This window comes from Oceanisphaera sp. W20_SRM_FM3, assembly GCF_052119705.1.
GTDB lineage: Bacteria > Pseudomonadota > Gammaproteobacteria > Enterobacterales > Aeromonadaceae > Oceanimonas.
The window spans coordinates 63,953-90,492 of record NZ_JBGQOP010000005.1 but is presented as its reverse complement, the minus strand read 5'-3'; the positions used below and the strand labels follow the sequence as shown (position 1 = coordinate 90,492).

At 50.8% G+C, this 26,540-nt stretch carries 26 protein-coding genes; 8 read left to right on the top strand and 18 right to left on the bottom strand.

The annotated features are described in order from the left end of the window. Nucleotides 1–307 precede the first annotated feature (307 nt). From ACEN2G_RS04510 to ACEN2G_RS04485, 6 genes are all read right to left on the bottom strand, one after another. Nucleotides 308–1,465: a cryptochrome/photolyase family protein gene (locus ACEN2G_RS04510; RefSeq protein ID WP_442020338.1), complete on the bottom strand. Its 1,158-nt coding sequence runs from the start codon at nt 1,463–1,465 to the stop codon at nt 308–310. 11 nt (nt 1,466–1,476) lie between these two features. After that, nucleotides 1,477–1,881, bottom strand: coding sequence for a cryptochrome/photolyase family protein (locus ACEN2G_RS04505; RefSeq protein ID WP_442020274.1), 405 nt, complete (start codon nt 1,879–1,881; stop codon nt 1,477–1,479). Between the two features lie 91 nt (nt 1,882–1,972). Continuing rightward, on the bottom strand, nt 1,973–2,635 hold the full coding sequence (locus ACEN2G_RS04500; protein ID WP_442020273.1) for an aspartate/glutamate racemase family protein: 663 nt from the start codon (nt 2,633–2,635) through the stop codon (nt 1,973–1,975). 430 nt (nt 2,636–3,065) lie between these two features. Then, a complete protein-coding gene (locus ACEN2G_RS04495) occupies nt 3,066–3,548 on the bottom strand; it encodes a nucleoside deaminase (protein WP_442020272.1) in 483 nt (160 codons plus the stop codon). Between the two features lie 138 nt (nt 3,549–3,686). Then, nucleotides 3,687–5,099, bottom strand: coding sequence for a sensor histidine kinase (locus ACEN2G_RS04490; protein ID WP_442020271.1), 1,413 nt, complete (start codon nt 5,097–5,099; stop codon nt 3,687–3,689). Nucleotides 5,100–5,127: 28 nt separating this feature from the next. Then, a complete protein-coding gene (locus ACEN2G_RS04485; RefSeq protein ID WP_442020270.1) occupies nt 5,128–5,787 on the bottom strand; it encodes a response regulator transcription factor in 660 nt (219 codons plus the stop codon). A gap of 219 nt (nt 5,788–6,006) precedes the next feature. Between ACEN2G_RS04485 and ACEN2G_RS04480 the strand changes: the two genes are divergently transcribed. The 3 genes from ACEN2G_RS04480 to ACEN2G_RS04470 all read left to right on the top strand — a co-directional run bounded on the left by ACEN2G_RS04480 (nt 6,007) and on the right by ACEN2G_RS04470 (nt 9,355). Continuing rightward, nucleotides 6,007–6,435 carry a PepSY domain-containing protein gene (locus tag ACEN2G_RS04480; protein WP_442020269.1) on the top strand — a complete coding sequence of 143 codons (429 nt, stop codon included), beginning with the start codon at nt 6,007–6,009 and terminating at the stop codon, nt 6,433–6,435. Nucleotides 6,436–6,545: 110 nt separating this feature from the next. Beyond that, nucleotides 6,546–7,019, top strand: a complete 474-nt coding sequence (locus ACEN2G_RS04475; RefSeq protein WP_442020268.1) for a DUF2271 domain-containing protein — start codon at nt 6,546–6,548, stop codon at nt 7,017–7,019. A gap of 74 nt (nt 7,020–7,093) precedes the next feature. Next, nucleotides 7,094–9,355 (top strand): PepSY domain-containing protein, encoded by a 2,262-nt coding sequence (locus ACEN2G_RS04470; protein WP_442020267.1) that lies wholly within the window; start codon nt 7,094–7,096, stop codon nt 9,353–9,355. A gap of 363 nt (nt 9,356–9,718) precedes the next feature. On the opposite strand, the gene ACEN2G_RS04465 is transcribed toward ACEN2G_RS04470, so the two are convergent. From ACEN2G_RS04465 to ACEN2G_RS04430, 8 genes are all read right to left on the bottom strand, one after another. Next, nucleotides 9,719–10,414: a GntR family transcriptional regulator gene (locus ACEN2G_RS04465; RefSeq protein ID WP_442020266.1), complete on the bottom strand. Its 696-nt coding sequence runs from the start codon at nt 10,412–10,414 to the stop codon at nt 9,719–9,721. A 199-nt stretch (nt 10,415–10,613) separates the two neighbouring features. Continuing rightward, nucleotides 10,614–11,945 carry an NCS1 family nucleobase:cation symporter-1 gene (locus ACEN2G_RS04460; protein ID WP_442020265.1) on the bottom strand — a complete coding sequence of 444 codons (1,332 nt, stop codon included), beginning with the start codon at nt 11,943–11,945 and terminating at the stop codon, nt 10,614–10,616. A gap of 214 nt (nt 11,946–12,159) precedes the next feature. Continuing rightward, nucleotides 12,160–13,551 (bottom strand): NCS1 family transporter, encoded by a 1,392-nt coding sequence (locus ACEN2G_RS04455; RefSeq protein ID WP_442020264.1) that lies wholly within the window; start codon nt 13,549–13,551, stop codon nt 12,160–12,162. A gap of 90 nt (nt 13,552–13,641) precedes the next feature. Further along, nucleotides 13,642–14,376 carry an aspartate/glutamate racemase family protein gene (locus ACEN2G_RS04450; RefSeq protein ID WP_442020263.1) on the bottom strand — a complete coding sequence of 245 codons (735 nt, stop codon included), beginning with the start codon at nt 14,374–14,376 and terminating at the stop codon, nt 13,642–13,644. A gap of 335 nt (nt 14,377–14,711) precedes the next feature. Further along, nucleotides 14,712–15,428 (bottom strand): YebC/PmpR family DNA-binding transcriptional regulator, encoded by a 717-nt coding sequence (locus tag ACEN2G_RS04445; RefSeq protein ID WP_442020262.1) that lies wholly within the window; start codon nt 15,426–15,428, stop codon nt 14,712–14,714. Nucleotides 15,429–15,822: 394 nt separating this feature from the next. Then, entirely contained in the window at nt 15,823–16,554 is a 732-nt protein-coding gene (locus ACEN2G_RS04440; RefSeq protein WP_442020261.1) for a ferredoxin--NADP reductase, read from the bottom strand. A 67-nt stretch (nt 16,555–16,621) separates the two neighbouring features. Then, complete coding sequence (locus ACEN2G_RS04435) at nt 16,622–16,942, bottom strand: hypothetical protein (protein ID WP_442020260.1); 321 nt, start codon at nt 16,940–16,942, stop codon at nt 16,622–16,624. Between the two features lie 194 nt (nt 16,943–17,136). Next, nucleotides 17,137–18,132, bottom strand: a complete 996-nt coding sequence (locus ACEN2G_RS04430) for a GlxA family transcriptional regulator (RefSeq protein ID WP_442020259.1) — start codon at nt 18,130–18,132, stop codon at nt 17,137–17,139. Nucleotides 18,133–18,275: 143 nt separating this feature from the next. Here ACEN2G_RS04430 and ACEN2G_RS04425 point away from each other — a divergent pair, with 143 nt between their 5' ends. Beyond that, nucleotides 18,276–18,887: a cysteine hydrolase family protein gene (locus ACEN2G_RS04425; RefSeq protein ID WP_442020258.1), complete on the top strand. Its 612-nt coding sequence runs from the start codon at nt 18,276–18,278 to the stop codon at nt 18,885–18,887. A gap of 41 nt (nt 18,888–18,928) precedes the next feature. On the opposite strand, the gene bioH is transcribed toward ACEN2G_RS04425, so the two are convergent. Further along, complete coding sequence (bioH, locus tag ACEN2G_RS04420; protein ID WP_442020257.1) at nt 18,929–19,705, bottom strand: pimeloyl-ACP methyl ester esterase BioH; 777 nt, start codon at nt 19,703–19,705, stop codon at nt 18,929–18,931. A gap of 27 nt (nt 19,706–19,732) precedes the next feature. Between bioH and ACEN2G_RS04415 the strand changes: the two genes are divergently transcribed. Further along, complete coding sequence (locus ACEN2G_RS04415) at nt 19,733–20,449, top strand: phosphoribosyltransferase family protein (protein WP_442020256.1); 717 nt, start codon at nt 19,733–19,735, stop codon at nt 20,447–20,449. Between the two features lie 77 nt (nt 20,450–20,526). Then, nucleotides 20,527–21,108: a Fe-S biogenesis protein NfuA gene (nfuA, locus tag ACEN2G_RS04410; RefSeq protein WP_442020255.1), complete on the top strand. Its 582-nt coding sequence runs from the start codon at nt 20,527–20,529 to the stop codon at nt 21,106–21,108. A gap of 103 nt (nt 21,109–21,211) precedes the next feature. Here nfuA and gpsA read toward each other — a convergent pair whose 3' ends face one another. Genes gpsA through ACEN2G_RS04395 form a run of 3 tightly spaced genes read right to left on the bottom strand, consistent with a single transcriptional unit; the run spans nt 21,212 to nt 23,172 of the window. Then, nucleotides 21,212–22,216, bottom strand: coding sequence for an NAD(P)H-dependent glycerol-3-phosphate dehydrogenase (gene gpsA / locus ACEN2G_RS04405; protein WP_442020254.1), 1,005 nt, complete (start codon nt 22,214–22,216; stop codon nt 21,212–21,214). Continuing rightward, complete coding sequence (gene secB / locus ACEN2G_RS04400; protein ID WP_442020253.1) at nt 22,216–22,713, bottom strand: protein-export chaperone SecB; 498 nt, start codon at nt 22,711–22,713, stop codon at nt 22,216–22,218. The genes gpsA and secB overlap by 1 nt, the downstream gene beginning before the upstream one ends. Before the next feature lie 30 nt (nt 22,714–22,743). Further along, complete coding sequence (locus ACEN2G_RS04395) at nt 22,744–23,172, bottom strand: rhodanese-like domain-containing protein (RefSeq protein WP_442020252.1); 429 nt, start codon at nt 23,170–23,172, stop codon at nt 22,744–22,746. Between the two features lie 227 nt (nt 23,173–23,399). Here ACEN2G_RS04395 and gpmM point away from each other — a divergent pair, with 227 nt between their 5' ends. Next, nucleotides 23,400–24,932, top strand: coding sequence for a 2,3-bisphosphoglycerate-independent phosphoglycerate mutase (gpmM, locus tag ACEN2G_RS04390; RefSeq protein WP_442020251.1), 1,533 nt, complete (start codon nt 23,400–23,402; stop codon nt 24,930–24,932). Between the two features lie 17 nt (nt 24,933–24,949). Further along, the gene (locus tag ACEN2G_RS04385; RefSeq protein WP_442020250.1) at nt 24,950–26,293 is read left to right on the top strand and encodes a peptidoglycan DD-metalloendopeptidase family protein; all 1,344 of its coding nucleotides are present in this window, start codon (nt 24,950–24,952) and stop codon (nt 26,291–26,293) included. Nucleotides 26,294–26,540: the final 247 nt, after the last annotated feature.

Below are 26,540 nucleotides of genomic sequence, written 5' to 3'. Positions count from 1 at the left end.
CGATATCAATACTGTTTGTGGTTGGGCTATCTGGCAGCTTGGCGCTGCCCGCTGGCACCGTTTTGGCTTGTCCTCTTCACCCTTTACGCTTCACCCCTCACCGGTTTTATTCAGATCTGATCACTATTGTTCCTTCACTTTTCCGTGCCTTCCGTGGCAAATAGGTCTTAGTCGCTAAGATCTAAAGCGAGATCCTGACGTGCAACCGGATGACAGCGTAAACATAAACAGCGCCCTGAGTTTAGCTTGGCACTGTTTTTTCTCATCCTCTTCACCCTTTACGCTTCACTCTTCACCGATTTTTTATTCAGATCTGCTCAATATTAGCTAAACAGTGCTCGGCGTAATCGAGTATGGCCGCTTGTTGCTCCGGGGATTTTTTCTGCCAATTGGCGTACACAAACGCGTTGCGCGGGTTATTACCCAGCGCCACTTTATGCTGCTGCATAAAGCGCCAATACAAGGAGTTAAGCGGGCAGGCTTTAGCGCCGGTAATATCGGCCACTTTGTAATGACAAGCGCCGCAGTAGTCGCTCATTTTATTCACGTAATTACCGCTGGCCGCATACGCCTTAGAGCCCACTAATCCTCCGTCAGCAAACTGGCTCATGCCCCGAGTATTAGGCAGCTCTACCCACTCGATGGCATCAATATAAATTCCTAAATACCAAGCATCTACCTCATCGGGATCTATGCCCGCCAGCAAGCAAAAATTACCGGTGATCATCAGGCGCTGAATATGATGGGCGTAGGCGTAATCGAGCGACTGGTCGATGGCGTGTTTTAGACAGTTCATCCTGGTATTGCCGTTCCAAAACCAAGAGGGCAATTCACGGCTCGCCGACAGTGCATTGAGGCTGGCATACTCGGGCATATTGGCCCAATAAAGACCGCGCACAAACTCGCGCCAGCCTAAAATTTGGCGAACAAAGCCTTCTACTTGAGCGATGCTAATGGTGGGTTCTGCGCCTTGAGCTCGATAATGAGCCAGCACAGTGTTAACCACTAACTGCGGGCTGATGATTTTGCTGTTTAAGGCAAAGGACAAGCGCGAGTGAAATAGGCTCCATTGCCGATTATCCAACGGCTGATCAAGCTGGCGGGTCATGGCATCTTGAAAGGTGCCAAAGTGGGGTAAACCATATTGGCAAAAGTAATCCAATAGCTGTTTGGCTTGCTGGCGATTGACCGGCCACAGCAAGTTCGACTCGGCGCGGCCCAGGGTGGTGATATTATGCCGTTTAAGGCGCGCTAAAATGTCGCGCACATCATTGGCAAACAGCAAGGGAGCCGGTACTGAGCCTAAATCGCTGGCTTTAAGCTTGTTACGATTATTAGCATCAAAGTTCCACTGGCCACCTTCGGGCTGACCGTCGGCATCGATAAGAATATGAAAGCTCTGACGCAGCTTGCGGTAAAAAGCCTCTAAACGATGCGCCTTACCGGCGGTGAAATATGTTGGCAGCTCGGTATCGGTCAGATAAAAGTGCCCACGGCTTGGGCGGGAATAGCTAATTGAGCGCTAACATCGGCTAATTGTTTGCGCAGCCGATACTCATCGGGTAGTTGATATTCAAATTGCCGGATCTGGTGTTTTTCGATGAGATGACGGAGTAATTGCGGCAGATCATTGAAGGCTTGGGTGTCATCCAAGTTTAAGTGCAGCACTTGAAAGTCCGCCGTTTGCAGGGCTTTGGCAAACTGCTCCATGGCCGCAAAAAATGCACATATTTTTTGTACATGATGCAGCACATAATTGGTTTCTTGCGCCAACTCGGCGATTAAATAAAGCGTGTCCGAGCTCTGCTCGGTAAACCAAGAGTGACTGGCATTCAGTTGGTCACCCAGAATTAAGCGCAGCCGTGAATATGTTTGAGTCATGATTAACACCTGATAAGGCCTGAGTTAGCACGCTGAGTGGTAACCGAAACAATCCTTACCACTAGACCCATTTGTGCTTAATATCCTTTCATTACCATAACTTAAGCACGGCTCGGGCGGCGGCGGCTACCGGATTTAGCAATGGCATATCAAACTGACTTTGTAAGCGTTCGGCCGCCGCAGAAAGTGGCCCGCCACCAAGAATAATAGCTTGGGCACCATCATTAATAGACTCCGCAATAGCCGCGCTTAATGCCGCATCTAATAATGCTGGATTCGCCAATAACGCCTGCGCATCGCCTTGGGTGACGCACGCGCCGCAGTACTCATCGCCAACACCTAGCACAGTTGCCCGTGCGCTAAACGAGGCCAGCAGATCTAAGTCTGGCGTGATAGTGACGATGCCAAAACGGCGGCCGGCATTAAGCTCACAACCTGCAGCTTCAACAAACACCGACTCACCAATGCCCAATACCGGCATCGATACTTGCGCACGCAACGCGTTCAAGCCCGGATCACTAAAGGCCGCGATGATAATGGCGTCGGTTTTCTCTAAATCCGTTAGCACTTGTGCAGCTTGCAAGCCTAACGCTAACACGCCCTGCTCTGCGAGCTGCATATCGGCAGGTGTGGCCAATAATAACGGCGCTTGAGTATTGGTTTTGCCGGTCACGCGTACGTTTGGCCCCAACACATTTTGTGCCTGCTCCACCATGGCGGCCGTGGCATCATTGTTGCCGTTAGGGTTAATCAAGATCAGATGTTTAATGGTGAGCTCCTCAAGGATGAGCGTTTAAAAGATTAAAGTAGCAACAGCGCCAGGCGCCCAGTACCTAGCTAAAACCTAAAGAGCAAATGATAAGAGCATTTTTGCAACGGAATCCACGAAACCCACGGAAAAAGGATTAACATATTTAATGGTAAGAGCTCGCCTCGTTAAGGAGCTGTGTTTAGCCTTTCCCCCTTAAAGCTCTTATTCTGGGTTTGTCAGATCTGATCACTATTGTTTCGTGCTTATCGTAGACAGAGAGCCGTGACTCTCTGTAACAAAGAAGCGTTGCAGATTTGTCTTTTAGTCAGTAAGACCTAAACCGAGATCCTGACGTGCGTCAGGATGACGGCTTAACCATAAACACCGCCCTTTGTTTAGCTTGGTGCTGGGCGCCGGGCGCTCGGCGCTGCCCTTACCCTTTCATTTGCTCGTTACTGCCTTGGCCGACTTTGGCTTGGTATTGGTCGAACACCTGAGTTTTTTCATCTAGCGGCAGATGCGTAGTTTCAATGCCTTGGCTGCCAAAGTCACGCTGCATACGCTCATATAAATATTGCGTAGACCAACCGTAGCTTTCGCCCACATCGTCATCGGCGCAATATACCAACTTAGCCACGCCCGCTTGGATCATCGCCGCCATGCACATGGCACAAGGCTTGCCGCTGGCATACATAGTGCTGCCGGCAAAAGAGCTGGTTTTATGCTGCTTGCCGGCATTGCGAATCGCCTGAATTTCCGCGTGAGCGGTGCAGTCATGATCGATATAACTTTCGTTTACGCCCTCGGCCAACACCACACCATCACGCACTAACAGCGCACCAAAGGGTTGGCCGCCGCGCACTACGTTATCACGTGCCAGCGCTATGGTGGTTTTAATAAAATCCAAATCCGACATTATTTACAGTCTCCAGTTAACATTTTTATGCTAAAAACATATAGCGCTCTGGCTAAGGTTACAGCCAAGATACTAACCGATAACTTAATAATATTCAGTTACTTAAGAAATTTGGCATTAAAGAGATAAATCAGCCGTTCATGCCAAAGGCAGCTGCACCCTCACTTCAAAGCCATCCGTTTTACCCACTGCAGGAGAATGTAGAGTTAACTGCCCGCCGGCGCCCAATGCTATAGCCTGCACTATGGCGAGCCCTAAGCCGACACCTTGTTTAGCAAGCGGTTGCTCATCCGCACCGCGTACAAAGCGCCCGGTTAATCCCGACAAAACGTCTGCTGATAACACGGCTCCTGCGTTGCTCACACTCAAAACGCCCGCACTCGATAGGCTGACGTTAATGGTGCCCTCGGGCGCGCCATATTTATAAGCGTTCTCGACTAAATTGCGCAGTAAAATCCCTAAGGCATCCATATCCATAATGGTCAGCACCGCCGTCTCGGGAACCTGCAATTGCAGCCGAGACCCAATGGTAATACGGCTTAACTCAGTGATTAAATAGCCTAATATCGGCACCACATCATAAGGCGCTGCCGCCACTAGGGCGCCACCCTCTGCTTTGGCTAGCTGCATCAGCTTTTCTGACAGTCGACTTAATTGTTGTAAAGCGCTTTCAATTTGGCGCGCTCGTTCTTGTAGCGCTGAGTCTGTAGTAGCGCGCTGTAAGCGTTGTACCTGTGCCAGCGCACTGGCTAACGGCGTGCGCAGTTCGTGGGCACTGTTGGCGGTAAAACTGCGCTCCGACTCCAGCGCACGGCGCAGCCGCTCCAGTAACTGATTTACCGCCTCACTCACGGGCACGATTTCGCTGGGTAAAGGCGTGGTCACTATGGGCGACAGATCGCCCGCCCCGCGCGCGGCTATGGCATTTTTATAAGCCAACACGCTGCGTAGGTTTAAGCGTACCAGCAACCAAATACCCAGCAAGCTAAGCGGGATCAGCAGCAACAGTGGCAACAAAAGTGCCAAGATGGCGGTATGCATGGCTTGTTGACGTTGGCCCAGTGGCTCGGCTACTTCTATAAAAATAGTGCCGCTCACCGCCGCCTCACCATAGAGCCGATAACCGGCTTGGGTACTAAATCCTAAGCTGGGCTGGGCGGTAAACAAGGCTAAATCCACATTGTGTGAACGCAGTAACAAGGTGCCATCTTTGCTACGCACCACATAGCTAATCTGCTCTTGGCGGCCGCGCTCGGTTACTTTTGGTCGTAAGGCGGCAATCTGCTGGGGCGGCGTTAAGGGGTCGCGATTTAAAATTTCGGTCACCGCCAGCGGTAAGATGCGCTGGGCGGTTTCTTCTAGTCCGCTATCAAACGCCCCATACAATTCATGGCGCAACACTAAGCCAGATGCCAAGGTAGCGGCCAGCCATAACAAAGTGACACCTAAGGTTAGCCCTACACCCAGCCGCCCTTGCAGGCTATTAATCCATAACGCTAGTCGTTTAAACTGCATGGCTTTTATCTCGCTCATGGCTCTCGTCTCGCTCATGACTTTTATCTTGCTCATGACTGTCGTTTCATAATTGGGCCAGCCGATAGCCCATGCCGCGCACGGTTTCTATCACTTCACGGCCGAGGCGCTTGCGCAGTCGGCTCACATACACTTCTATGGTGTTACTTTCGATTTCTGCACCAAATTCATAGAGGCGATCTTCGAGCTGCGTCTTAGATAATAAAGTGCCGGGGCGCTGTAATAAGGCTTCAAACACCGCCCATTCTCGAGCCGTGAGATCGAGCGCTTGGCCGTTTTTATGCACGGCGTGATTGACCAAGTCCACTTCTAGCCCGCACACCTTTAACACAGGATTAGGATTGCCCTGATAGCGCCGCGCCACGGCGGCCAAGCGCGCCGAGAGTTCGCTTAAATCGAAGGGTTTTACCAAATAATCGTCGGCACCGGCATTGAGGCCTGCAATACGATCTGAAACTTGGTCGAGGGCGGTCAAAATAATTACCGGCGTCGTGTTATCCGCCGCCCGCAGCCGTTGCAAAAAATCTAAGCCTCGGCCATCAGGCAGCATTAAATCCAGCAAAATTAAGTCATAAGGCGTGGTAAGCAGGCAGGCATCGGCTTGCTTTAAGCGCGTTACCCAATCTACCGCATGGCCATCAGCGGCAATTTGTTCGCGAATCGCCTCGCCCAGATCTGTGGTGTCCTCTATCAGTAATATCCGCATTGCCGCTCCTCGCATTGGTTTTGCCTTTAATACTAAACCGATTAGCTGACAACTAGCTGAATAGGCAGTGCTCAATCGAATAGCAACATTACAAAGCTGGGTACTCGTCTCAGGCAGGCTGATATTGTTGTGCCGTTCTTTTTGTAGTTGAGGTTGTCGTTCAGCTTGCTGTCAGCAAAGTGCGTCATCCTTAAGGCTCAACCACAGAGGAGTGCCCCCATGAAACATTTATTATTGACTGCCACGACCCTAGCCTTAGCCCTCGGCGCCAGCAACGCCTATGCGGATGATGATTGTTATGATGCGGTCGCCAATTGGCAACCACAAGAAACCCTGCGCCAAATGTTAGAAGCCAAAGCCTGGCAAGTGAATCGTATCAAGGTTGATGACGGTTGTTATGAAGTAAAAGGCTTGGATAAAGCCGGCAATCGCATTGAAGCCCAGTTCTCACCTGCCTCCTTACAAGTGCGCAGCTTTGAAGTGGACTTTGCCGAAGGTGCCGACATTTCTGGCTACCCTATGCTGCCCGCGCCCGTATCTGGGTTAGCAGCGCCCGTAGCTGCTGCACCCATTCAACCTGCAGTACCCGTAGCAGCACCCGCTCCTGCCGTACCCGCATTGCCGGCTACCGCACCCACCCAGCCTTAATGATGAGTAAGGTCACGAGCACCTAAGTATGTAGCACCTAAACATGAGTCGGCACCCCAAATCCAGTCATGGAGGGGTGCCTCAACACTTGTTATAACGAGGGATTGATCATGAAAAAAACAGCAGCACTACTCGCACTCACCGCCTTGCTTGCTTGGCCTAGTCTGGCGCAGGCCAAAACCGTCACCCTGACCTCTGAGTTAAACGGCTACAAAGGCGACGGTGCCTATGTGGCGATTTATGTCACGGACGCCAACGGCCAGTATCAAGACACGCTGTGGGTGGCCGGGGGCAAAAAGAAATATTACAAGCACTTGCGTGACTGGGCCCGCGGCAGTGGCCTAAAAGCCGCGGCATACGATGGTAAAACCGGTGCCAGCCTCGCCAGTGGCAACACGCTCACCACCACAGTTGAAGTGCCTGATAAGTGGCTAGATGCCGGTTACCAGTTGCGTATCGATACGGCCGTGGAAGATCAGCGTGAACACAGAGCCGAAGTGATAGCACCTTTTACTAGCGCAGGATCTGGCCAAGCCACCCTAGGCAAAGGCTATGTAAAGTCTTTCACTTACCAGCTGCAATAAGCTCTGCTTTATTCGTTAAGACCTAACCGTTAGCGCTTCGCCGTTTAAGTCGATGCAGCCCTAGGAGGCTCGCCATGCTTAGAAAACTCCACTCCATCTCAGCCTGGCTGGCCACCTTATTACTGTTGGTACTGAGCTTAAGCGGCGCTCTGCTGTCTTTGGCGCCCGCCATAGAGCGTAGCAGTGCCGAGCTGAGTGCCAGTCGGCCATTAACAGTGGCAGAACTGGGCGCGCGTATCGCCCAACACTACCCCAAAGTGGAACAAATTGAACGTCGGCCCTCAGGCGGTATCTTGGTTTATTATCAGGAAAATGTAGCTAATGAGGCTAATCCAACCACAGAAGCGAAAGTAGCTTGGGTTAGCCCCTCTACCGGACAAGCGATTGCGCCCTATCAGCCGTCAGCCTTTTTTCGTTGGCTTAAAAATCTGCATCGTTCTTTATTACTGGATACGCCAGGTCGCTTAGCGGTAGGTGTGGCCGCCTTTATGATGTTGGTGCTAGCCATCTCTGGCACCTTGCTTTTGGCACGCCAACAAGGTGGTTTTCGTCGTGTGCTGCGCCCCTTGGCGGGCAGCGGCAGTAAAAGATGGCACGCAGAGCTGGCCCGCGTGGCATTGCTGGGCTTGCTATTATCCGCCCTTACCGGCTTCTATTTGTCTGCCGTTACTTTTGAGCTAGTGCCTGAAGGCACACAGGCAGATCCCGAGCCTCCACAAATCACCAACCAAGCTCTTGCCCAAACCCTGCCCATCGGCAGTTTAGCTGCCTTACAAACCACGCCTGTGAGTGAGTTAGAAGAGCTGATTTATCCCTACCCTAATAACTCGGGCGATGTTTATTCACTGCGCACTCATCAGGGCGCCAGCTTTGTAAACCCTTATAACGGTGAGCAGCTGGCTTTTGCAGCTCACGATAAGCCTCATGGTATTTATGCCTTAATTACCAAGCTGCATACCGGAGAAGGACTCTGGTGGTTAGGGCTTTGGTTGGGCTTGAGCGCCTTAGCGGTACCGGTTCTGGCCGTAACTGGCCTGCAAACGTGGTGGCAAAGACGCAAGGCCATGCCCTCTTTGCTGGATAATTGCCAAGCCAAGACGGCAGATACGGTGATTTTGGTGGGCAGCGAGGCTAACACTACTTGGGGCTTTGCTCGCACCTTGCATGACGTACTCACCGCAAACGGCCATAAGGTGCATACCGCAGCCATGAACAGCTTGGCCGCTCACTACCCCCAAGCGCAGCAGCTGTTACTGCTGACCGCCACCTATGGCGATGGCGAAGCACCCGCCTCGGCTAGTCATTTTTTAAATCGCTTGGCGACCCTTAAACAACTACCCATAGCGCGGTTTGCGGTATTAGGCTTTGGTGACCAACAATTTTGCCATTTTTGTCGCTTTGCCGAAGCCGTAGACGCGGCAATGTTAGCGCGTGGTGGCCAGCCCTTATTAGCGCTAGAAACGGTTGATCGGCAATCGGCACAAACCTTCGCCCGCTGGGGTACCCGACTAGGTGAAGCATTGGGGCATAAGTTAGGACATGAGTTAGTGCTGGCGCATAAGGCCGTGCGCCTACCCACTACACAGCTGCAACTGGTAGAACGCGTCGATTATGATGTGCACAGCGATACCCCTACCAGTGTGCTGCGCTTTGGTGCAGTGCCAAACTCACGCCCAGCTTGGCGACGTTTATGGCGCTCAGCTCGCTTACCGCATTTTTTCGCTGGCGACTTGGTGGGCATTTATGCACCACACAGCTCGGTTGCACGACTCTATTCGCTAGCCTGTGCTTCAAGTGATGGCGTGCTAGAAATTTGTGTGCGCAAACATGCCGGTGGTGAGTGCTCTAGCTTCTTGCACGGTTTACAACTGGGCGAACCAATTGACGCTTTTATTCAGCCGCATCCTACTTTTAGGCCTTTGCTTGGCAACACGCCGCTAATTTTAGTGGGCGCCGGTACAGGCATAGGGCCGCTGGTGGGCTTTATTCGCAATAATCTGCAACACAGACCAATCCACTTATATTGGGGTGGACGAGATCCAGCGGCAGACTTTTTATACGAGGCCGAACTGCAAGGCTACTTGAATGATGGCAGGCTCACGCAACTGCATGCCGCCTTTTCTCGGGTAGGGGATCGCAGTTATGTGCAACATAAGCTTTCGGCCAATGGCGAGCAGCTACAAGCCTTAATCGCGGCCGGCGCTCAGGTGTTGGTATGTGGTGGGCGTAATATGGCCAATAGCGTCGCCGAGGCATTGGAGCAAATATTAGAGCCACTTGAATTGGATGTGCAACACCTTAAAACCCAAGGTCGCTATAGAGAAGATGTGTATTAAGGCTGGCTATATAAGTAGATCGGTATAAAAGATGTGGAAATGAAAAAAATATTTTTTGCCACGGAAGAACACGGAACTCACGGACGCAGTTCACGTGCGACAAGAGCCCAAAAGCCGTTGATGGATAAGAGCTACTTTTAGATCTGATCACTATTTTTCAGTGGATTCCGTGGCAAAAAAGTCTTTCGTTTTTAAAGAGCAAACTAACCAGAAAACTCCACAGAAGTTATGAATTATTACTTAGTGAAAAACAGCTTGTAGAAAAATATTAATATTCGTCGCCCTAAAACTAGCACAACGAATATCAACCAAAGTACTCCATAGTTAGTAGATATTTATTCTTGCTGCTTACTTTAGGAGATATTAAACGCCGGGGAAAATATGTTTAAGGTTAACCCCCTTATCTACAATAGGTTCTAGCTGTAATTGCGCTTCAATTTCGTTGAGGTGGTCAATCATCAGCTGTGCGGCTTGCTCTATTTGATGGTTAGCAATTGCTTCTAACAATGCATGATGTTCACTGCATGACAAACCACCATGACCACTCTTACCTTTCCCCGCCCCTTGGTAGAGCGCCACTATGAGTGAAGAACGCGGAATGATTTCATGAAGAAAAGAGGTAAGCACCGGCTTATTTGCCAGCTTACCAATCAACAGATGAAATTCACCCGATAAACGAATGCGTAAACTCTGGTCGCCCCGCTCCATCGCCTTGTGTTCTTGCTCGAGGTGCTCTTGCAATAGCTTTTTCTCGCGTGCCGTGCACTTACTTGCCAACTCACGCACCAGCTCGGCTTCAATTAAGCGACGAGCTTGAAAAATATCACGCGCTTCTTCCGGTGAAGGCTCGGCCACAAAGGCGCCACTATTAGGAACCAAATTAACTAATTTATGATAAGACAATTGCAATAATAGCTTACGCACAAACCCTCGGCTCAAACCAAATGTCTCACTTAATTCATCTTCCTTCAAGCGAGTGCCAGGCAGCAGTTTGTGGGCCACTATTGCTTCCCAAATACGTTGATAAACTTTATCCAGCTCTGTGTTTTTATTATGCATGGCGCTACCTTGATATGAATAGCAAATGTCTGGCTAACGGCCCTGTCAGCTAGCTGACAGACTCTAGAATTGCACATTTGTCAAAAAAACAACAAACTTAGATTATCACAAGGTAAAATTGTGAACAATAATAGTAGCTTTCGTTAAACAGAAAGGGCCGCAGCCCTTTCTGTTGTACTCTGTCATAGTTTAGGGCGCATTATATTAAACCCGTGCTCGCTGCCATGCCAAAGGCCAGCAATGCCTTAATATTCCAGCCGCCTTGGTAATAGTAAGCACCGGTAGGAGTAGACGAAAATAGCTGTTCCATATCCAGCTGCTGACGTTTTACCAGATAGTAATCCACCACTATGATGCCGTAGAAAGGTGCCACTATGGCTCCCAGCGCGTTCACGAAACCGGGAATACCAATCTGACTAATAAAAGATACCCAGAACGCACCGACAAAGAAGGCGATCACGGCGGTAATCAGGCCGCCAATCCGAAAGGTGATCACTTTTGGAAACAGGTTGGCCAGATCATAGGCAGGCGGTATAAAGTTGGCTACTAGGTTGATGCCCACGGTGGCGGCAAAGAAGGTCAGCGCCGCGACTATGGTCAATGGCAGTGAGTCTACTCGCTCGATAATATCGGCCGGATTGGTCAGCGCCTCACCGAACAATACCAGAGTACCAGCGGTAATGATCAGGGCAATAAAAGAGAAAAAAGCGACGTTAAGCGGCAGGCCGACCAGGTTACCGATTTTCATCTCCCGTTCGCTGCGCACGAAGCGGGTAAAGTCGCCGAAGTTGATTACTACGGCGGCAAAATACGCCACCATGGTGCCGACAATGGCGCTGAATGCGGCCAGGCTGCTGCCGTCATAACTTCCATCACTGCTGAATATGGTACTGACTGCCGGCAGTAACTGGTCGCCCGCCTGCACCCACACGATCACCATCAGCACGATCATCACCAGATAGACCAAAGGTCCTGCCAGATTGAGAAATACCTTTATCTTGTCGATACCCTGCCAGAACAGCAAAATCTGAAACAGCCAGACAATAACAAACGACAACCAAGCTGTTGCCGACATACCGAGGAAGCCGGCGCCCTCACTCGGCCCCCACAATGCGGTCAGCAACAGCGTCACAGCCGTCGAGGCAAAATAAGTTTGTACGCCGTACCAGAAAATACCCACGATGGCACGCAGCAGCGCCGGAAAGTTCGCTCCTCTGACACCCATGCTAGATCGAATAAGCACGGGAAAAGGAATACCGTATTTCACGCTGGGCTTACCGGTCAGATTCACCAAAATCATCACAATAAAACCGGCCAAAATAATGGCCGCCATCACAGCCCAGCCATTTAGGCCGTAAGTCAAAAACAGCGACGCGGCTAAGCTGTAACCAAACAAACTCTGAATATCATTGGACCAGACGTTAAAAATTTCAAACCAACCCCAACTGCGGTCTTTATGCTTAATGGGCGCTAAATCTTCGTTATATAAAGAAGGATCTCGGCTTTTTACTTCGAGTAGGCGATCATCCATATCGGTATTCCTTATCTAGGTTCTGTTGATCTTTCGCGGTTCAGTTTTATTCGAGTTAAACGGGCTGTTACTGCGCTATCGCGTCTGTATGCAGAGAGACTCCCAGCACCAGCTCTGCCTTAGTATAAAACTCCAACCAATTGCTGCAGAAAGCATATTAAAAGATAAGCAGAGTCTGAAACAAATAGGGCCCGCTGAACGGACCCCACCTGAATTAATAACGGAAACGCTGGCAGGGCTTCCAATACTGCATTAGCAGGTAATAAACAATACCGGCTGGTAATAGACTGGCATACAAAGATACAGAGACGAACGTTAATGCTACGCAAGCTCCAGCCAATACCGCAATCACAGCACCATAGTTGATACCTCTATAGGGACCATTTTCATCATACAGCTTATCTAATTCCAGTTTACGGCGGCGTAATATAAAGTAATCCACCACCATGACGGCAAAGATGGGACCTAAGAATGCAGAGTACGTTTGTACGAAAATCTGTAAACCTGCTGCCGAGTCTTCCTGTACCAACTTCCAAGGGAAAGTACAAAAAGCTAACAAACCAACCAAAATGGTCGAGGTGCGAAACTTCAGTTTAAACACATCCATTAAGATATAGGTGGGTGGAATAACGTTATTAAGTACGTTGGTGGTAACTTGGGCAAAAGCAATAAATAACAGAGTAATAACGAGTAACGGTGTATTATCAACTGCGCTAGAGAAAACCTGAATGGGATCAGATATACCCGTAGCGCCGGATACCATCAATCCAATTAACCCCATAAAAATAGTACAAGGCAGAATAGACATGGAATAAATTACCGTTAACCAACCCGGCTTAGTACCTTCTTTTAGCTCACGAGAGTAATCGCTGACATTCAACATCATGGTGCTGTAAACACCTAGAAACAGCATAGTGGCTCCCCAAAATGGTAAACCCCAAGAGCCTTCAACATTTACCAAATTCGTCGCTATATCATCACCAAATTTATTTATCACGCTGAAAAACATATAAACTAGCGCGACTAGAATAAAGCCACTACCGATGTTCTCTAACCATTTAATACCCTGAAAACCGAGGATAGACAGGCCAATCTGCAGAAACTGGAATACCACGAAAAACAACACTAGATTATCGAAGCCAAATAAGGCGGCTGAAGCTGCGTTCAGTGCCCCTGCACCTATCCAACTTTGAAAGCCGTACCATACGATAGCCGGTACTGCTCGTACCATTCCTGGAAAACGGGTACCGACAAAGCCAAATGAACTTCTAGCTTGTACCATAAAAGGAATGCCGTACTTATAACCTGCAGCCCCGTTCAACGCTAGAGCGATACCGATACTAAAACAACCGATTGAGATCGCTATGCAAGCTTGTAACAAGTTGAGCGTGCCAACAATACTCGACCCCATTGTAAAGGTGCCAATTGATACACAACCACCAAACCAAGCTAGAAAATAAGACACTCTACCCATAATTCTATTTTTCTGGGGCGCAAGTGACTCGTCTCCTGCCTTCTTGTCATTACTTCCAACCACCTTTGCTGACCTCGCCTTACCTGCCTGCATGGGAATGGCGGCACTATTGCTTATATTCTGAGTAGCCATAGTTAAATCCTCGGTATTCCGTTACTCGGGGCGCTAAGTTCCCCGTCATCTGCCGGCCACTATGAGCCGTGCAGTGCTCATGTTATCGCCTCAGGCGATGTTGAGTTGGCGCCCTTGGGGAGCCATTTCTGGTCGTGGCCAGTTGAACGTCAGTACTTTACTGGTGCCCAATTTCATATCCACCATGGCCTCACACAGCTTGACCGCTGCTACCGTGCCATCGATCACCGGAATGCCAATTTGCTGTTCGATATACTCCCGATACTGAGACATACCAGCACAACCTAGCACTATTGCTTCGGCGTGGTCTTCTTTAATCGCTAACAGGCATTCGGCAATTACTTTTGCGATCGCAGTTTCTGGTGATGTCGCTAAATCCAATACCTTCATCGGTGTGGTACGGATATTTCTGCACTGTTCGCTAAAGCCGTAGCGATTGAGCAAGTGCTCGGTCATGAAACGTACTCTAGGCGCCGTGGTCACTACACTGAAACAGGCACCGCTCAGCACCGCCATGTGAAACGCGGCTTCGGCAATACCCAGCACAGGTTTATCGGTTAGCTCCCGAGCTGCATACAGACCAGGATCACCGAAACAAGCTAGCACATAGGCGTCGATATTTTCTTCCTTGTCGCCTTTAGTAATTTCGTCCAGCACGCCAGGTACCGACAAGGCCTCATCGTAAAAACCTTCGATAGACGCGGGGCCATTTGCTGGGCTGACCGCGAGAATCTCGGTATCAGGGCGAGACACAGTATTCGCCAATTTCTGCAGTGCATCGGTAAACGACTGAGTAGTATTAGGGTTGATAATCTTGATTCGCATCGGGTTATCCTTGTTTACGAAAGAATACATCTATTGTTAACGATTTAAATGTAACTTAATCGTTAACAATAAACTATACGAAAGTTACCCTAACGATACTGACTTGAGAGATGATTTTTTGATGCACAGGAGAGGCGAGGTTAAATTTCAGAAAGCAAGATACTGATATCATTAACAAAATAAAAAAATATTATTAGCGTACATTTGACGATCACAGATTAATCATGAACGAGTTGTTTTGTTTTTGTTAACAAAATTGTGAGGAAGATCATAAAAAAACCCTCCGTTCGGAGGGTTTTTAGAAACCTAAATCGCCGGCGCTGAATACCGACGCTTTAGAATTGCGCGTTGTGGTACACGTTTTGTACGTCGTCTACGTCGTTCAGCATGTCGAGGAAGCGCTCCATCAGGGCTACGTCTTCACCTGCCAATTCCACGGTGTTTTGCGCCAGATGCTGAATGCTGTCTACTTCAAAATCCAGAGCAGGATAAGCTTCAAGCAGCGCCTGTTTGGTTTTGAAATATTCAGTTTGCGGCGCGAATACGGTAATCATGCCGTCTTCTGATTCCACATCGGTCACGTCCACATCTGCGCTCATTAACACGTCCAGAATCGCGTCTTCGTCGTCACCGGCAAAGGCAAAAATGGCACAATGATCGAACATGTGGCCCACGGTACCCGAGGTACCGATTTTGGCTTTAACTTTGTTAAAGCACACGCGCACGTCACCGATAGTGCGGTTAGGGTTGTCGGTTAAGCAGTCCACTATCACTAAACAGTTGCCGGGACCAAAACCTTCGTAACGGGCAGGCGTGAAATCTTCACCGGCGCCGCTGGTGGCTTTTTGCAGTGCTTTTTCAATTACATGGGCAGGAACTTGATCTTTTTTCGCGCGATCAATCAAACCACGTAAGCTAAGGTTGCCATCAGGGTCGGCGCCGCCGGACTTGGCGACCACGTAAATTTCACGGCCGTATTTGCTATAGATTTTGCTCTTAGCATTCGCGGTTTTGGAGATGGAATCTTTGCGGTTTTCGTAGGCTCTGCCCATGAGATGCTCTCGTTAGTGGTCTGTTCATCAAAGTGGCCGAATTTTACACCCAGCAGGGCGCCAAATCTATTGCCGGAGCACAAAGACTGCGCTAAGTGCCAGAGCCATAGAACCAAGAGCTATTTTTGCCACGAAAGAACACAGAAGGCACGGACGCAGTTCACGGGACAAGGGACTAACATATTAAATGGTAAGGGCTCGCCCACTGATGACTTGATGGTTGGCTCTTACCATTAATAATCACTGTCAGATCTGATCACTATTTTTCCTTCACTTGTCCGTGCCTTCCGTGGCAAATAGGGTTTAGTCACTAAAATCTAGAGCGAGATCCTGATGTGCATCAGGAAGACGGCATCAAGATAAACACCGTCTTGGGCTAGCTCGGCGCTGGCTGTTAGTAACCCGCAAACTCCTCGCTGCGTATTTGCTCTTCATCCACGCCGACCTTACTCAGCATGGCTTTCATGGCCGCCACTAATGCAGGCGGTCCATCAAGATAATACATAGGCGCCTTAAGGTCGGTGATATGACGCTTTAGCATGGCGTGATCAACATAGCCTTGCTCGCCAGGCCAAGCGTTGGCTGAGTCGGGCTGACTCATGGTGGCGATTAAGTTGGTATTCGCGCTATTAATGCAGGCTAGTGTTAATTCATCCAAAAAGGCGGCATCTTGGGGGCGGCGATTGGCATAAAATACCGTGATCGGCTGTTGCGGGGGGGATGACTGTTCATGACGAATAGCGTGCAATAACATGCTGCGCACCGGCGTTACACCTATGCCGCCGGTAATAAACACCACAGGCCGCTTACGTTGCTCCGGCAGCACAAAATCGCCATACGGGCCTTTCATGACTAGCTCGCTACCGGGTTCGAGCTGGCTTAACACTTGTTTAAAAGCGCTATCTCTAATGCGGGTGGCGATCATCAGCTCTGATTCATCGGGCGTGGAGGCATAAGAAAAGTAGCGGCTGTTGCCTTCATCATCGGTTTGCGGCGGATCAATTAAGGTAAATTGCGCACACTGGCCGGCTTTAAAACTAAAGCCGTCGGGCTTAATAAAATAAAAGGCCATGGTGCCTTCGGCCACGGTTTGTTTGCGAGTCAACTGTAACTGATATTTAGCCATAATATGCCCCCACTATTTACTCATGCGGCTTAAGCTGCGTAGAGTTTAAAGGTAGTGCATCTTGCATTTAAACTTCCACATTCAGTGCCAGCGTGGCCTCATCTTCGCCGCTTTGATAACGCCGACTGATCACCTGCATCCGCCGACTCATACCTGGGCTTGCTCCCACCAAACACACTTCACCTTTACGCATGCCAAGCCAAGCTTCCAATGCCGCCTGTCGACGAGCCCGCTCGCGGTCTTGATGGCGGGGGCGTATGGCTACATAAGGCTGCACCGCCGTAATTTGCGCAATACTCGGCCGACGTGCTTTATCGGCCGCCGCCGCTTCTGTAGTGGGAGCGGCGGCATTGGGCGCCAGCGTAGGTAATATTACCGGTATGGCCATCATAACCTCCCTGCATAAATCATCTGATTATGGCTACTGCGAGTTAATTTGGCTTCTTTTACACCTGACCGCCAAAGCCGCACGGCGATAGACCTCTCACTGCTTATTGATGATGTAATCTATTACTTAACTCACCGCAAACACTTGATTAATAGGGCATTTAGATTGGTGCTGCTGAGCACCTTAGCATGGCATTATTCGCTCTTTTTTACCGCAGCAGCGAGACTTGAACTACGAAACTGTTTTCGGTAGGCGCTGGGAGGTATAGAGAAAGTGGCCGAGAAATGCTGCCTAAAACTCACAGTTGAGGTAAATCCAGCGTCATGAGCCACTTGGTCAACATTACGTGCACTCGTTTCCAACAGGCGCTGAGCCAAGGCCAGTCGTTGGCTCAGCAACCACTGACTAACCGTAGTGCCGGTCGCTTTGCGAAACTGACGAGAAAAGTTACGACGGCTCATTGCCGCCTGCTCGGCCATCAAATCCAGACCGATCGCTTGTGTCAGGTTATCGGCAGCCCACGCCATGGCTTGAGCCACGCGATCGCAGCCCACAGACTGAGGCAGCGGCTGTTCGATATACTGAGCCTGGCCACCGCCACGATGCGGTGCTGTTACCAAACGGCGAGCCAGACGATTCGCCACGTCGGCCCCATGGTCGCACCGCACCAGATGAATGCAGCAATCGATCGCGGCCGCGGTACCGGCTGAGGTGAGAATATTGCCATCATCGACATAGAGCACGTCGAAGTCGCAATTAACCTTAGGGTATTTTCGCGTGAAGTCGTCTTTCCAGACCCAATGGGTGGCCGCCGTTCTGCCATCAAGTAAACCGGCTTCGGCCAACACAAAGGCGCCCAGACACAGTCCCACTAAACGTGCGCCGCGCGCATGAGCCGCCCGCAGAGCGTTAAGCAGTACCTCGGAGGGCCGTTGTTCCGGATCGAACCACGCGGGAATAATCACCGTATCGGCGCTATACACTGCCGACAAGTCGTGAGCCACGTTAATCGAAAAACCCGACAGCGTAGGAATAACGCCTATCTGCTCAGCACACACCACTAAATCGTAACGCGGCACGCCAAGCTGGGCCAAATCATCACCAAAAACGGCACAAGGCACAGAGAGGTGAAAGGGACTGATGCCATCGAAAACAATCACGGCAATGCGGTGTTCTGGTGCAGATATCATGTTGGCCCGATCTCATCGATTATTGTCACTTGGGACACTATTGCGCAGCGAGGGTAGGCTATAGAGTGGTGAGACACAAGAGCGCTGCGGCCTACACCAAGGTCTGAGAGCTCACTAATATCACCCACAATAGGATCACCATGATGAGCCACCCTACTATTAGAGCGCTTACCGGCGCCACTCGCACCGCCAGCATCACCCCCAAGCATACCGCACTGCTGGTGATCGATTTTCAAAACGAGTATTTCAAGGGCAAAATGCCCATTCCCGACGGTAAGGCTGCACTCGCTAACGCGAAGCGCCTGATTGCCATGGCAGATCAAGCGGGAATGCCGGTATTTCACGTGCAGCACGTCACTCCCGCCGGCACCCCTATTTTTGCCGAAGACGGTGAAACCGTCGATTTTCATGCAGATATTCAGCCTGCCAGTCATCATCTAGTGGTGCGTAAATCTTCGGTTAGCGTATTTCCTACCACAGATATAGACGCGCAACTCAAGGCGAAAGGTATTACCACGCTTATCATCAGCGGACTGATGACTCACGCCTGCGTAGCTGGCGCTACACGCGATGCCGTACCGCTCGGTTATGACGTGATTGTCGCCAACGATGCCTGCGCCACGCGCGATTTAACTGGCGAAGACGGCAAAACGGTACCTCATGCCCTCTTGCATCAAGCGTCGCTCGTTACACTGAGCGATACCTTTGCCGACGTGCAGACGACAGATGCCATTTTGGCGCTACCCCAGATCTAAACGTTGATTAAGCCACGGTTAAGGGTTAAGCCGCGCCCGCATTAACAGCAAGGCTGTAAAAAGGCGCGGATTTTCTCGGCGGTGGAATCAGGATGCGAGATAAAAGCCGCATGTGAGGCTTTCGCCTCTATATATTGCAGTCGGTTGGCGATCGGCAATAAAACCTCTACCAGTGGAATGGCTTTATAAGGCACTAGACCATCGAGTCGACCATATAAACGCAAGGTCGGCATTTGTAGCTCAGTTAATTGCGCACGCAAGTCGACCTCAGCCAACAAGTTTAAACCTGCGCTCAGGGCATCGGCATGGGGGCTGGGTTTATTATTGAGGCTGTGCCGCAATTGGCGAACATCCGTCTTGGCGTGTTCGCTACCCATGGCCTGCAGCGCTAAAAAGCGTTTGATCACGGCTTCATGATCTTCGCTCAGCTGCTCGGCAAAAGCCGTTAACACCTCGGGCTTAATACCCGGCCAATTATCTTTGGCCACAAAGCAGGGCGAGCTAGCCAAGGTCAGTAATTGGCTAACGCGACTCGGCGCTTGCAAGGCCGCTTGGGTGGCGATTAAGCCCCCTAAAGACCAGCCCAACCAAGCCGCCTGTTGCGGCACTGCATCCAACACAGCTTGCGACCAATCCGATAATGGGGCGCCGTCAGGCAGTGGCTTGCTGTGACCAAAGCCTGGCAAGTCGACCAGATGCAGACAAAAATCCGACTCTAGCCGTTCAAGCAAAGGCTGCCACACGGCGCCATTCATACCCCAACCATGCACCAGCACCAGATCTGGCCCTTGGCCGCGACTTTCTAGGTATACACTCATAACTCTTCTCTGTTGAGGCTAGTGCTCATGATAAGACGGCTGCTCACTCACTTACAAACTCACGTACAAGCTGGCCCACTCTGGTGGGGCCAATGTTTGCTGTGCCGCCACGATTGCCAGCAACAGCCTTTAATTTGTAATCAGTGCCGAGATGAATTGCCCAAGCTCATTCAGCCTTGCACCTACTGCGCCTTTCCACTGGCTACCGATGATGCACACTGCGGCCGCTGCCAGCGTGAGCGGCCAGTTTGGGCGCGCATGCAAGTGCTAGCGGATTTTGCACCGCCCTTTAGTGGCCTGATCCATGGCCTTAAATATCATCATCAGCGGCTTAATGGCCGCTTGCTAGGCCAGTTACTCGCGCAGAGCATTAGCCCACCCTATCCAGAAGCTGTCTTGCCGGTGCCTTTACATTGGTGGCGACAAATGCGCCGCGGTTATAACCAAGCGGAGGAAATTGCCCTTGGCCTGCGAGATATGTTGCCCATCACCATAGACACCCGCAGCCTTAAAAGGCAGCGTCACACCGCGACTCAAACCCAGCTGACACGGCGCCAACGTCAGCAAAATCTGCATCAGGCTTTTACGGCTAAAACGCTGCCTTATCGCCATGTGGCGCTGCTCGACGATGTGATCACCACCGGCAGCACCATGAAAGAGCTGACTAATTTATTGCATGCACAAGGCGTTGAGGTGGTCGAAGTATGGGCGCCTTGTCGCACCTTGGATCGAGAGCGGCCATGACGTACCCTCGGCTATTCAAGTGCGCACAACAAGAGTATGATTACCTGAGTTGTTTAGTCAGGTTTATGAGGTTAGCTATGATTACGATTTCCGAAACTGCCCAGGAACACTTTTGCAAATTGCTGTCGCAGCAACCAGAAGGCACCAACATTCGGGTGTTTGTGGTTAATCCGGGCACCCCTAACGCCGAGTGCGGCGTGTCTTATTGCCCACCGGATGCGGTTGAGCATGATGATCTACATCTGCCCTATACCGGCTTCGAGGCTGTAGTCGATAAACAAAGCGTGTCTTTCTTACAAGATGCCGAAATCGACTTCGTGAGCGACCAAATGGGTTCACAGCTCACGCTAAAGGCGCCAAACGCTAAGATGGCGCAAGTACCGAATGACGCGCCGCTCGCGGATCGCGTTGAGTACTTATTGCAGTCACAAATTAACCCAGGTTTAGCCAGTCATGGCGGCCAAGTGGTGTTAACCGAAATCACTCCAGAAGGCTTGGCTATCTTGCAGTTTGGCGGCGGTTGTAACGGTTGCTCTATGATAGACGTGACGCTGAAAGACGGCATCGAGAAGCAGCTGCTGGAGCAGTTTGCTGGCGAAATTACCGGCGTGCGCGATGCCACCGATCACGAACGTGGCGAGCACTCTTACTATCAATAAATAGTAAAGAATATGCTGAGCAAACAAAAAGGGAACCTAAACGGTTCCCTTTTTTATGCGTCGGTATTTTTAGCTCGGTGCTGGGCGCTAGGCGCTGCTTTTGTCATTCCGCTTTTCTATCGCGACTAAGCAAGGAAATGGCCGCTTCTTTGGCATTTTTACCTTGATACAGCACTTGATAGACCTGCTCGCAGATGGGCATTTCAATGCCGTGACGCTGCGCTAGCTGCTGCACTTCGGCGGCGTTGCGATAACCTTCAACCACCTGACCGATGTCGGTCATGGCGGTTTGCACATCTTTGCCCTGCCCTAGGGCCAAACCAAAGCGGCGATTGCGCGACTGATTGTCGGTGCACGTCAGCACTAAGTCGCCTAAGCCTGCCATGCCCATAAAGGTGTCTTCTTCGGCACCCAAGGCCACGCCTAAGCGTTGTAACTCGGCCAGCCCACGGGTAATAAGCGCGGTGCGGGCATTGGCGCCAAAGCCTAAACCATCGGCCAAACCGGCCCCAATAGCGATGACGTTTTTCACCGCACCACCCAGCTGCAGGCCTATCATGTCGTCGTTTAAATAAACGCGAAACGAACGCCCACAGTGCAAGAGATCGCCGAGCTCTTTGGCAAAGTCGTCGTCGGTGGCGGCCAAAGAGATCGCCGTGGGCAAGCCCATGGCCAACTCTTTGGCAAAGGTAGGGCCAGACAACACAGCTAACGGCACCTGCTCGCCGAGCATATCCCGCGCCACCACTTGCAGCAGATCGCCAGTGTTAGGATCCAAGCCTTTGGTGGCCCAAGCCACTCGGCTGTCGGGGCGCAAAAAGGGCTTTATTTGGCTCAATACATCGCCAAACACATGGCTGGGCACCACTATCAGCAAGTCGCGACTGGCCTGTACCGCCTCTTGTAAATCGGCGGTGAGCAATAAGCTATCCGGGAAAATAGCGTCCGGTAAAAACACCTTGTTGCAGCGGTCCGCCGCCAAGGTGGCTACCTGCTCGGCTCTGTGGCTCCACAGCAAGGTTTTATGGCCATTGCGCGTCAGGGCAATGGCCAAAGCGGTACCGTAAGAGCCAGCACCCAAGACTGAGATGGCGGCATCTTTAACCATTAGGCATTAGCCTGCTGCTGTTGTTGCTGTTCTTGCGCGCGCTGCATGTGCGCGGCAAACAAAGCATCAAAGTTAACCGGAGCTAAATTCAGCTGCGGGAAAGAGCCGCGACCCACTAAGCTGCCTACGGTTTCACGGGCATAAGGAAACAGAATATTCGGGCAAAAAGCACCTAAACAATGCGCCAGTTGCTGGTCTTCCATGTTGCCGATAGTGAAAATACCCGCCTGTTGGATTTCGCACAGGTAAGCCGTTTCGTTTTCGCCCAGCACACAGGTAACCGTCAAAGTTAAGATAACTTCGAAGATGTTGTCCGCTAAACGGGTGCTTTTCGTGTCTAAGTCCAGCTTAACGTCTGGCTGCCATTCTTTTTGAAATACCAGCGGCGTGCTCGGCGCTTCAAAAGAGACGTCTTTCAAATAAATGCGTTGGATTTGAAATTCAACCTGATTCTGGGTTTGCGTCTCAGTGGCAGCGCCGTTTAATGCTTCAGTCATGAGGATATCCTTATTTAAAACCTAAATAGATTAGCGTTTAGCGACCGGTAAATTTTGCGTGCGCCAGTCAGCCATACCACCACGCAAGGCATAGACCTGCGTGAATTCAGCCTTGGTTAAGATCCGGCCAAGACCCGAAGTGGTCATGCCTGTATCACAGACCAAAATAACCGGCTTTTGCTGATATTTTTGAATTTGGCTTAAGTCATTCGCTTTAATTTGGCTGGCAGGCAGGTTAACGGCGCCCGTGATGTGCCCTTTGCGAAAATCATCGGTGCTGCGCACATCTATGACCACAGCTTCTTGCTTATTGATCAGCAATACCGCTTCTTGGGTTGGAATGACTTTTACCTTGCTCAGCTTAGCCATTACCGTGGTCACGACTATCGCCGCCACTAAACCAAACCAAGCCACGACCAATAGGGTGTTGTTTGCGAAAAAATCCAGATACTCTTGCATGCGATTACTTCTTTAGCGTCAAAATACGGAAAAAAACGAGTATACATGGGGTATCGGCAAATAACAGTAGCCTGCTTATGATAACTATTGTCATTTGTGAATTCGTGCTAATCTTTGGCCATCTATGCTGCTAATTGGCTAGAGACCAAAAGCGCAATTGTAGTAACATGCACGCACTGCTTTTTATAACGGCATCTCGAATCAATAACAACTTTAGGGTTTACACTATGAACTCAACCAAAAAGCCCTTGGTGCTCATCATTATGGACGGCTGGGGCTATAGTGAAAGAACCGAGCATAATGCTATTCGCGCCGCTCACACCCCAGTACTCGATGGCTTGATGCAAGACTACCCTTCTATGCTGCTTTATACCTCTGGGTATGATGTGGGCCTACCTGACGGCCAAATGGGCAACTCCGAAGTTGGCCACGTTAATATAGGTGCTGGGCGCATTGTTTATCAGGAGTTAACCCGTATTGGCCACGCCATTAGCAGCGGTGAATTCTTTCGTAACCCAGCCCTCACTCAAGCAGTAGATGGTGCCGTAGCACAGGGTAAAGCCGTGCATATTATGGGCTTGCTGTCTGACGGTGGCGTACATAGCCACGAAGACCAAATTGCCACCATGATCAAGATGGCCGCCGATCGCGGCGCCGAACAGATTTATTTGCATGCCTTTCTCGATGGTCGCGACGTAGCTCCTCGTTCGGCACATGCACCGCTAGCGCGTTTTACGCAGTTATTTTCTGAGCTAGGCAAGGGCCGCATCGCCTCTATCGTGGGGCGCTATTTTGCCATGGACCGCGACAACCGCTGGGACCGCGTGCAAATCGCTTACGACTTGCTCACCCAAGGCAAGGCCACATTTAATGCCGATAATGGCTTAGATGGCTTAAAAGCGGCGTACGAGCGCGGCGAAAACGATGAATTTATTACCGCGACGACCATAGGTGAACAGGTGGTCATTAGCGACGGCGATGCGGTGATTTTCATGAACTATCGCGCCGACCGTGCGCGTGAGCTAACCCGCGCCTTCGTGCAAGATGACTTTAGTGGCTTTGAGCGCCAAGTTCGCCCCGCTCTCAGTAACTTTGTGATGTTGACCGAATATGCGGCGGATATTAAGACCGCTTGCGCCTATCCGCCAGAAGCCCTGCCCAACACCTTGGGTGAATGGTTATCTGCGCACGGCAAAACGCAGCTGCGCATTTCAGAAACCGAAAAGTATGCTCACGTGACCTTCTTTTTTAATGGTGGTCGTGAAGCCTGTTTTGAGGGCGAACAAAGAGAAATGATTGCCAGCCCGCAAGTAGCCACCTATGACTTGCAACCAGAAATGAACTCAGTATTACTGACCGACAAACTGGTAGACGCCATTAACAGCCAAGCCTTTGACGTGATTATTTGTAATTACCCGAACGGCGACATGGTTGGCCATACCGGCGTATTTGAGGCGGCGGTAAAGGCCTGTGAAGCCATAGATGTGGCGGTAGGTCGCGTGGTGGCAGCACTAAAAGAAGTGGGCGGTGAGGCGTTAATAACGGCAGATCACGGTAATGCGGAGCAAATGGTTAACCCCATTACCGGCCAAGTACAAACCGCGCACACCAATTTACCGGTGCCGCTGATTTATGTGGGGCGCGATGCCACGCCGGTCGCTAAGGGGCGCTTGTCTGATTTAGCGCCGACTATGCTAAATTTAATGGGCATGGAAATCCCCGAGCAAATGACTGGTAAGCCTTTGATGGTTCTGAAATAATCGCCGCCATGAGCAAGATGCGACAGTTCGCTGCACTAGTGTTGTTAAGTACCGGTCTATTGGCCGGTACTTTCGCTTGGGCTGACGACCGCAAGGAGCTGAAAAATGTTAAGGGTCAGATCAGCAGCCAACAACAAGACGTAGCACAGCAAAAAAAGCAGCTCAGCCAACTGCAGCAGCAATTGGCCAATGATGAAAAAGCCATTTCTAATCAGGCTCGCCAGCTTAATCAGACCCAACAACAGCTTAAAACCAACGAAAGCGCACTGGCGAAATTAGATGCAGAGCATGCCACGCTTACTAAACAAGCAGAGCGGCAAAAGCAGCTATTAGCCGAGCAAGTGCGGGCCTCTTATCAAAATGGTCGCCATGACTATCTTAAGCTATTGCTCAATGGCCAAGACAGCACAGAAATCGATCGTTTACTGCATTATTACGCGCATTTAAACCAAGTACGGGCGCAAGCGCTGCAAGAATTGGCGCAAACAGCTAACCAGCTGGCAGAAAACCGCCGCCAAGCGGAGCAAAGTCGCAATCAGCTTAATCAGCTATTAGCGCAACAGCAAAGCGAGCAAGAAAAGCTTAAAGACCAACAAAGTAAGCGCAGCCAAACCGCCAAGCAGCTCAATAGCACCCTCGACAAGAGTAATCAGCGTTTAGCCAGCTTGCAGCAATCGGCCAATAACCTTGAGCAACAAATTAAGGCGGCGATAGAAAAGGCGGCTCGCGAGCAAGCAGCCCGAGAAAAGGCCGAACGTGAAGCTCGCGCGCGTGCGGAACGTGAAGCCAAAGCCCGCGCCGAGCGTGAAGCCCGTGAATATCAGGCCAGAGTAGAACGGGAAGAGCGAGAATACCAAGCCCAGGTAAAACGTGACCGAGCTGCAGGCCGAGAGCCAAGCCGACCTAGCGAAGTTGCACCGCCACCCAGCCCCACCAGAAAACCTGTGGTCGCTAAAACCAGTGGCAACTTTGCCGGCCTAAACAAGGGTGCTCAACCTTGGCCATTGCGTGGCCAGCTAGTGCACCGCTTTGGTGGCGCTCGTACCAGCCAACTGGCATGGAAAGGAGTGTTAATTGGCGCGCCTATCGGCCGCGAAGTGACGTCCATCGCCAGCGGCCAGGTAGTGTATGCCGATTGGTTAAGCGGCTTTGGTATGGTGATGGTTATCGATCATGGCAAAGGTTACATGAGCCTCTATGGTCATAATCAGTCCCTGCTGCGCAGCCCTGGCGATAAGGTGAGTGCCGGCCAGCCGATTGCACTGAGTGGGGAAAGTGGCGGCCAAGAGCAGTCTGGCCTGTACTTTGAAATTCGCTACCAAGGCACGGCCGTCAATCCGCTACCTTGGTTGAAGTCTTGATGTAAAAAGTGAAGTAAATAGTGAGGTGGGAAGAGGGTGGCGTAAGAGCCAAACACCGAACCTGCAAGCTGGGTGTCTATATTTAACCCTTTCAGATCTAGTACCAGTGCCATTTTTGCCACGGAAGAACACAGAAGGCACGGACGCAGTTCACGTGCGACAAGGACACTTAATGCTAAAGAGCTCGCCCTTTGATGATATGGGCGTTAGATCTTACCATCTAAGTCTTTTATCTCGGCTTTGTCTG

Coding starts and splice junctions, on each gene's coding strand:
- ACEN2G_RS04505 (WP_442020274.1), bottom strand. CDS start 1,881: ATGACTCAAACATATTCACGGCTGCGCTTAATTCTGGGTGACCAACTG.
- ACEN2G_RS04495 (WP_442020272.1), bottom strand. CDS start 3,548: ATGTCGGATTTGGATTTTATTAAAACCACCATAGCGCTGGCACGTGAT.
- ACEN2G_RS04490 (WP_442020271.1), bottom strand. CDS start 5,099: ATGAGCGAGACGAGAGCCATGAGCGAGATAAAAGCCATGCAGTTTAAA.
- ACEN2G_RS04485 (WP_442020270.1), bottom strand. CDS start 5,787: ATGCGGATATTACTGATAGAGGACACCACAGATCTGGGCGAGGCGATT.
- ACEN2G_RS04480 (WP_442020269.1), top strand. CDS start 6,007: ATGAAACATTTATTATTGACTGCCACGACCCTAGCCTTAGCCCTCGGC.
- ACEN2G_RS04475 (WP_442020268.1), top strand. CDS start 6,546: ATGAAAAAAACAGCAGCACTACTCGCACTCACCGCCTTGCTTGCTTGG.
- ACEN2G_RS04470 (WP_442020267.1), top strand. CDS start 7,094: ATGCTTAGAAAACTCCACTCCATCTCAGCCTGGCTGGCCACCTTATTA.
- ACEN2G_RS04465 (WP_442020266.1), bottom strand. CDS start 10,414: ATGCATAATAAAAACACAGAGCTGGATAAAGTTTATCAACGTATTTGG.
- ACEN2G_RS04460 (WP_442020265.1), bottom strand. CDS start 11,945: ATGGATGATCGCCTACTCGAAGTAAAAAGCCGAGATCCTTCTTTATAT.
- ACEN2G_RS04455 (WP_442020264.1), bottom strand. CDS start 13,551: ATGGCTACTCAGAATATAAGCAATAGTGCCGCCATTCCCATGCAGGCA.
- ACEN2G_RS04450 (WP_442020263.1), bottom strand. CDS start 14,376: ATGCGAATCAAGATTATCAACCCTAATACTACTCAGTCGTTTACCGAT.
- ACEN2G_RS04445 (WP_442020262.1), bottom strand. CDS start 15,428: ATGGGCAGAGCCTACGAAAACCGCAAAGATTCCATCTCCAAAACCGCG.
- ACEN2G_RS04440 (WP_442020261.1), bottom strand. CDS start 16,554: ATGGCTAAATATCAGTTACAGTTGACTCGCAAACAAACCGTGGCCGAA.
- ACEN2G_RS04435 (WP_442020260.1), bottom strand. CDS start 16,942: ATGGCCATACCGGTAATATTACCTACGCTGGCGCCCAATGCCGCCGCT.
- ACEN2G_RS04430 (WP_442020259.1), bottom strand. CDS start 18,132: ATGATATCTGCACCAGAACACCGCATTGCCGTGATTGTTTTCGATGGC.
- ACEN2G_RS04425 (WP_442020258.1), top strand. CDS start 18,276: ATGAGCCACCCTACTATTAGAGCGCTTACCGGCGCCACTCGCACCGCC.
- bioH (WP_442020257.1), bottom strand. CDS start 19,705: ATGAGTGTATACCTAGAAAGTCGCGGCCAAGGGCCAGATCTGGTGCTG.
- ACEN2G_RS04415 (WP_442020256.1), top strand. CDS start 19,733: ATGATAAGACGGCTGCTCACTCACTTACAAACTCACGTACAAGCTGGC.
- nfuA (WP_442020255.1), top strand. CDS start 20,527: ATGATTACGATTTCCGAAACTGCCCAGGAACACTTTTGCAAATTGCTG.
- gpsA (WP_442020254.1), bottom strand. CDS start 22,216: ATGGTTAAAGATGCCGCCATCTCAGTCTTGGGTGCTGGCTCTTACGGT.
- secB (WP_442020253.1), bottom strand. CDS start 22,713: ATGACTGAAGCATTAAACGGCGCTGCCACTGAGACGCAAACCCAGAAT.
- ACEN2G_RS04395 (WP_442020252.1), bottom strand. CDS start 23,172: ATGCAAGAGTATCTGGATTTTTTCGCAAACAACACCCTATTGGTCGTG.
- gpmM (WP_442020251.1), top strand. CDS start 23,400: ATGAACTCAACCAAAAAGCCCTTGGTGCTCATCATTATGGACGGCTGG.
- ACEN2G_RS04385 (WP_442020250.1), top strand. CDS start 24,950: ATGCGACAGTTCGCTGCACTAGTGTTGTTAAGTACCGGTCTATTGGCC.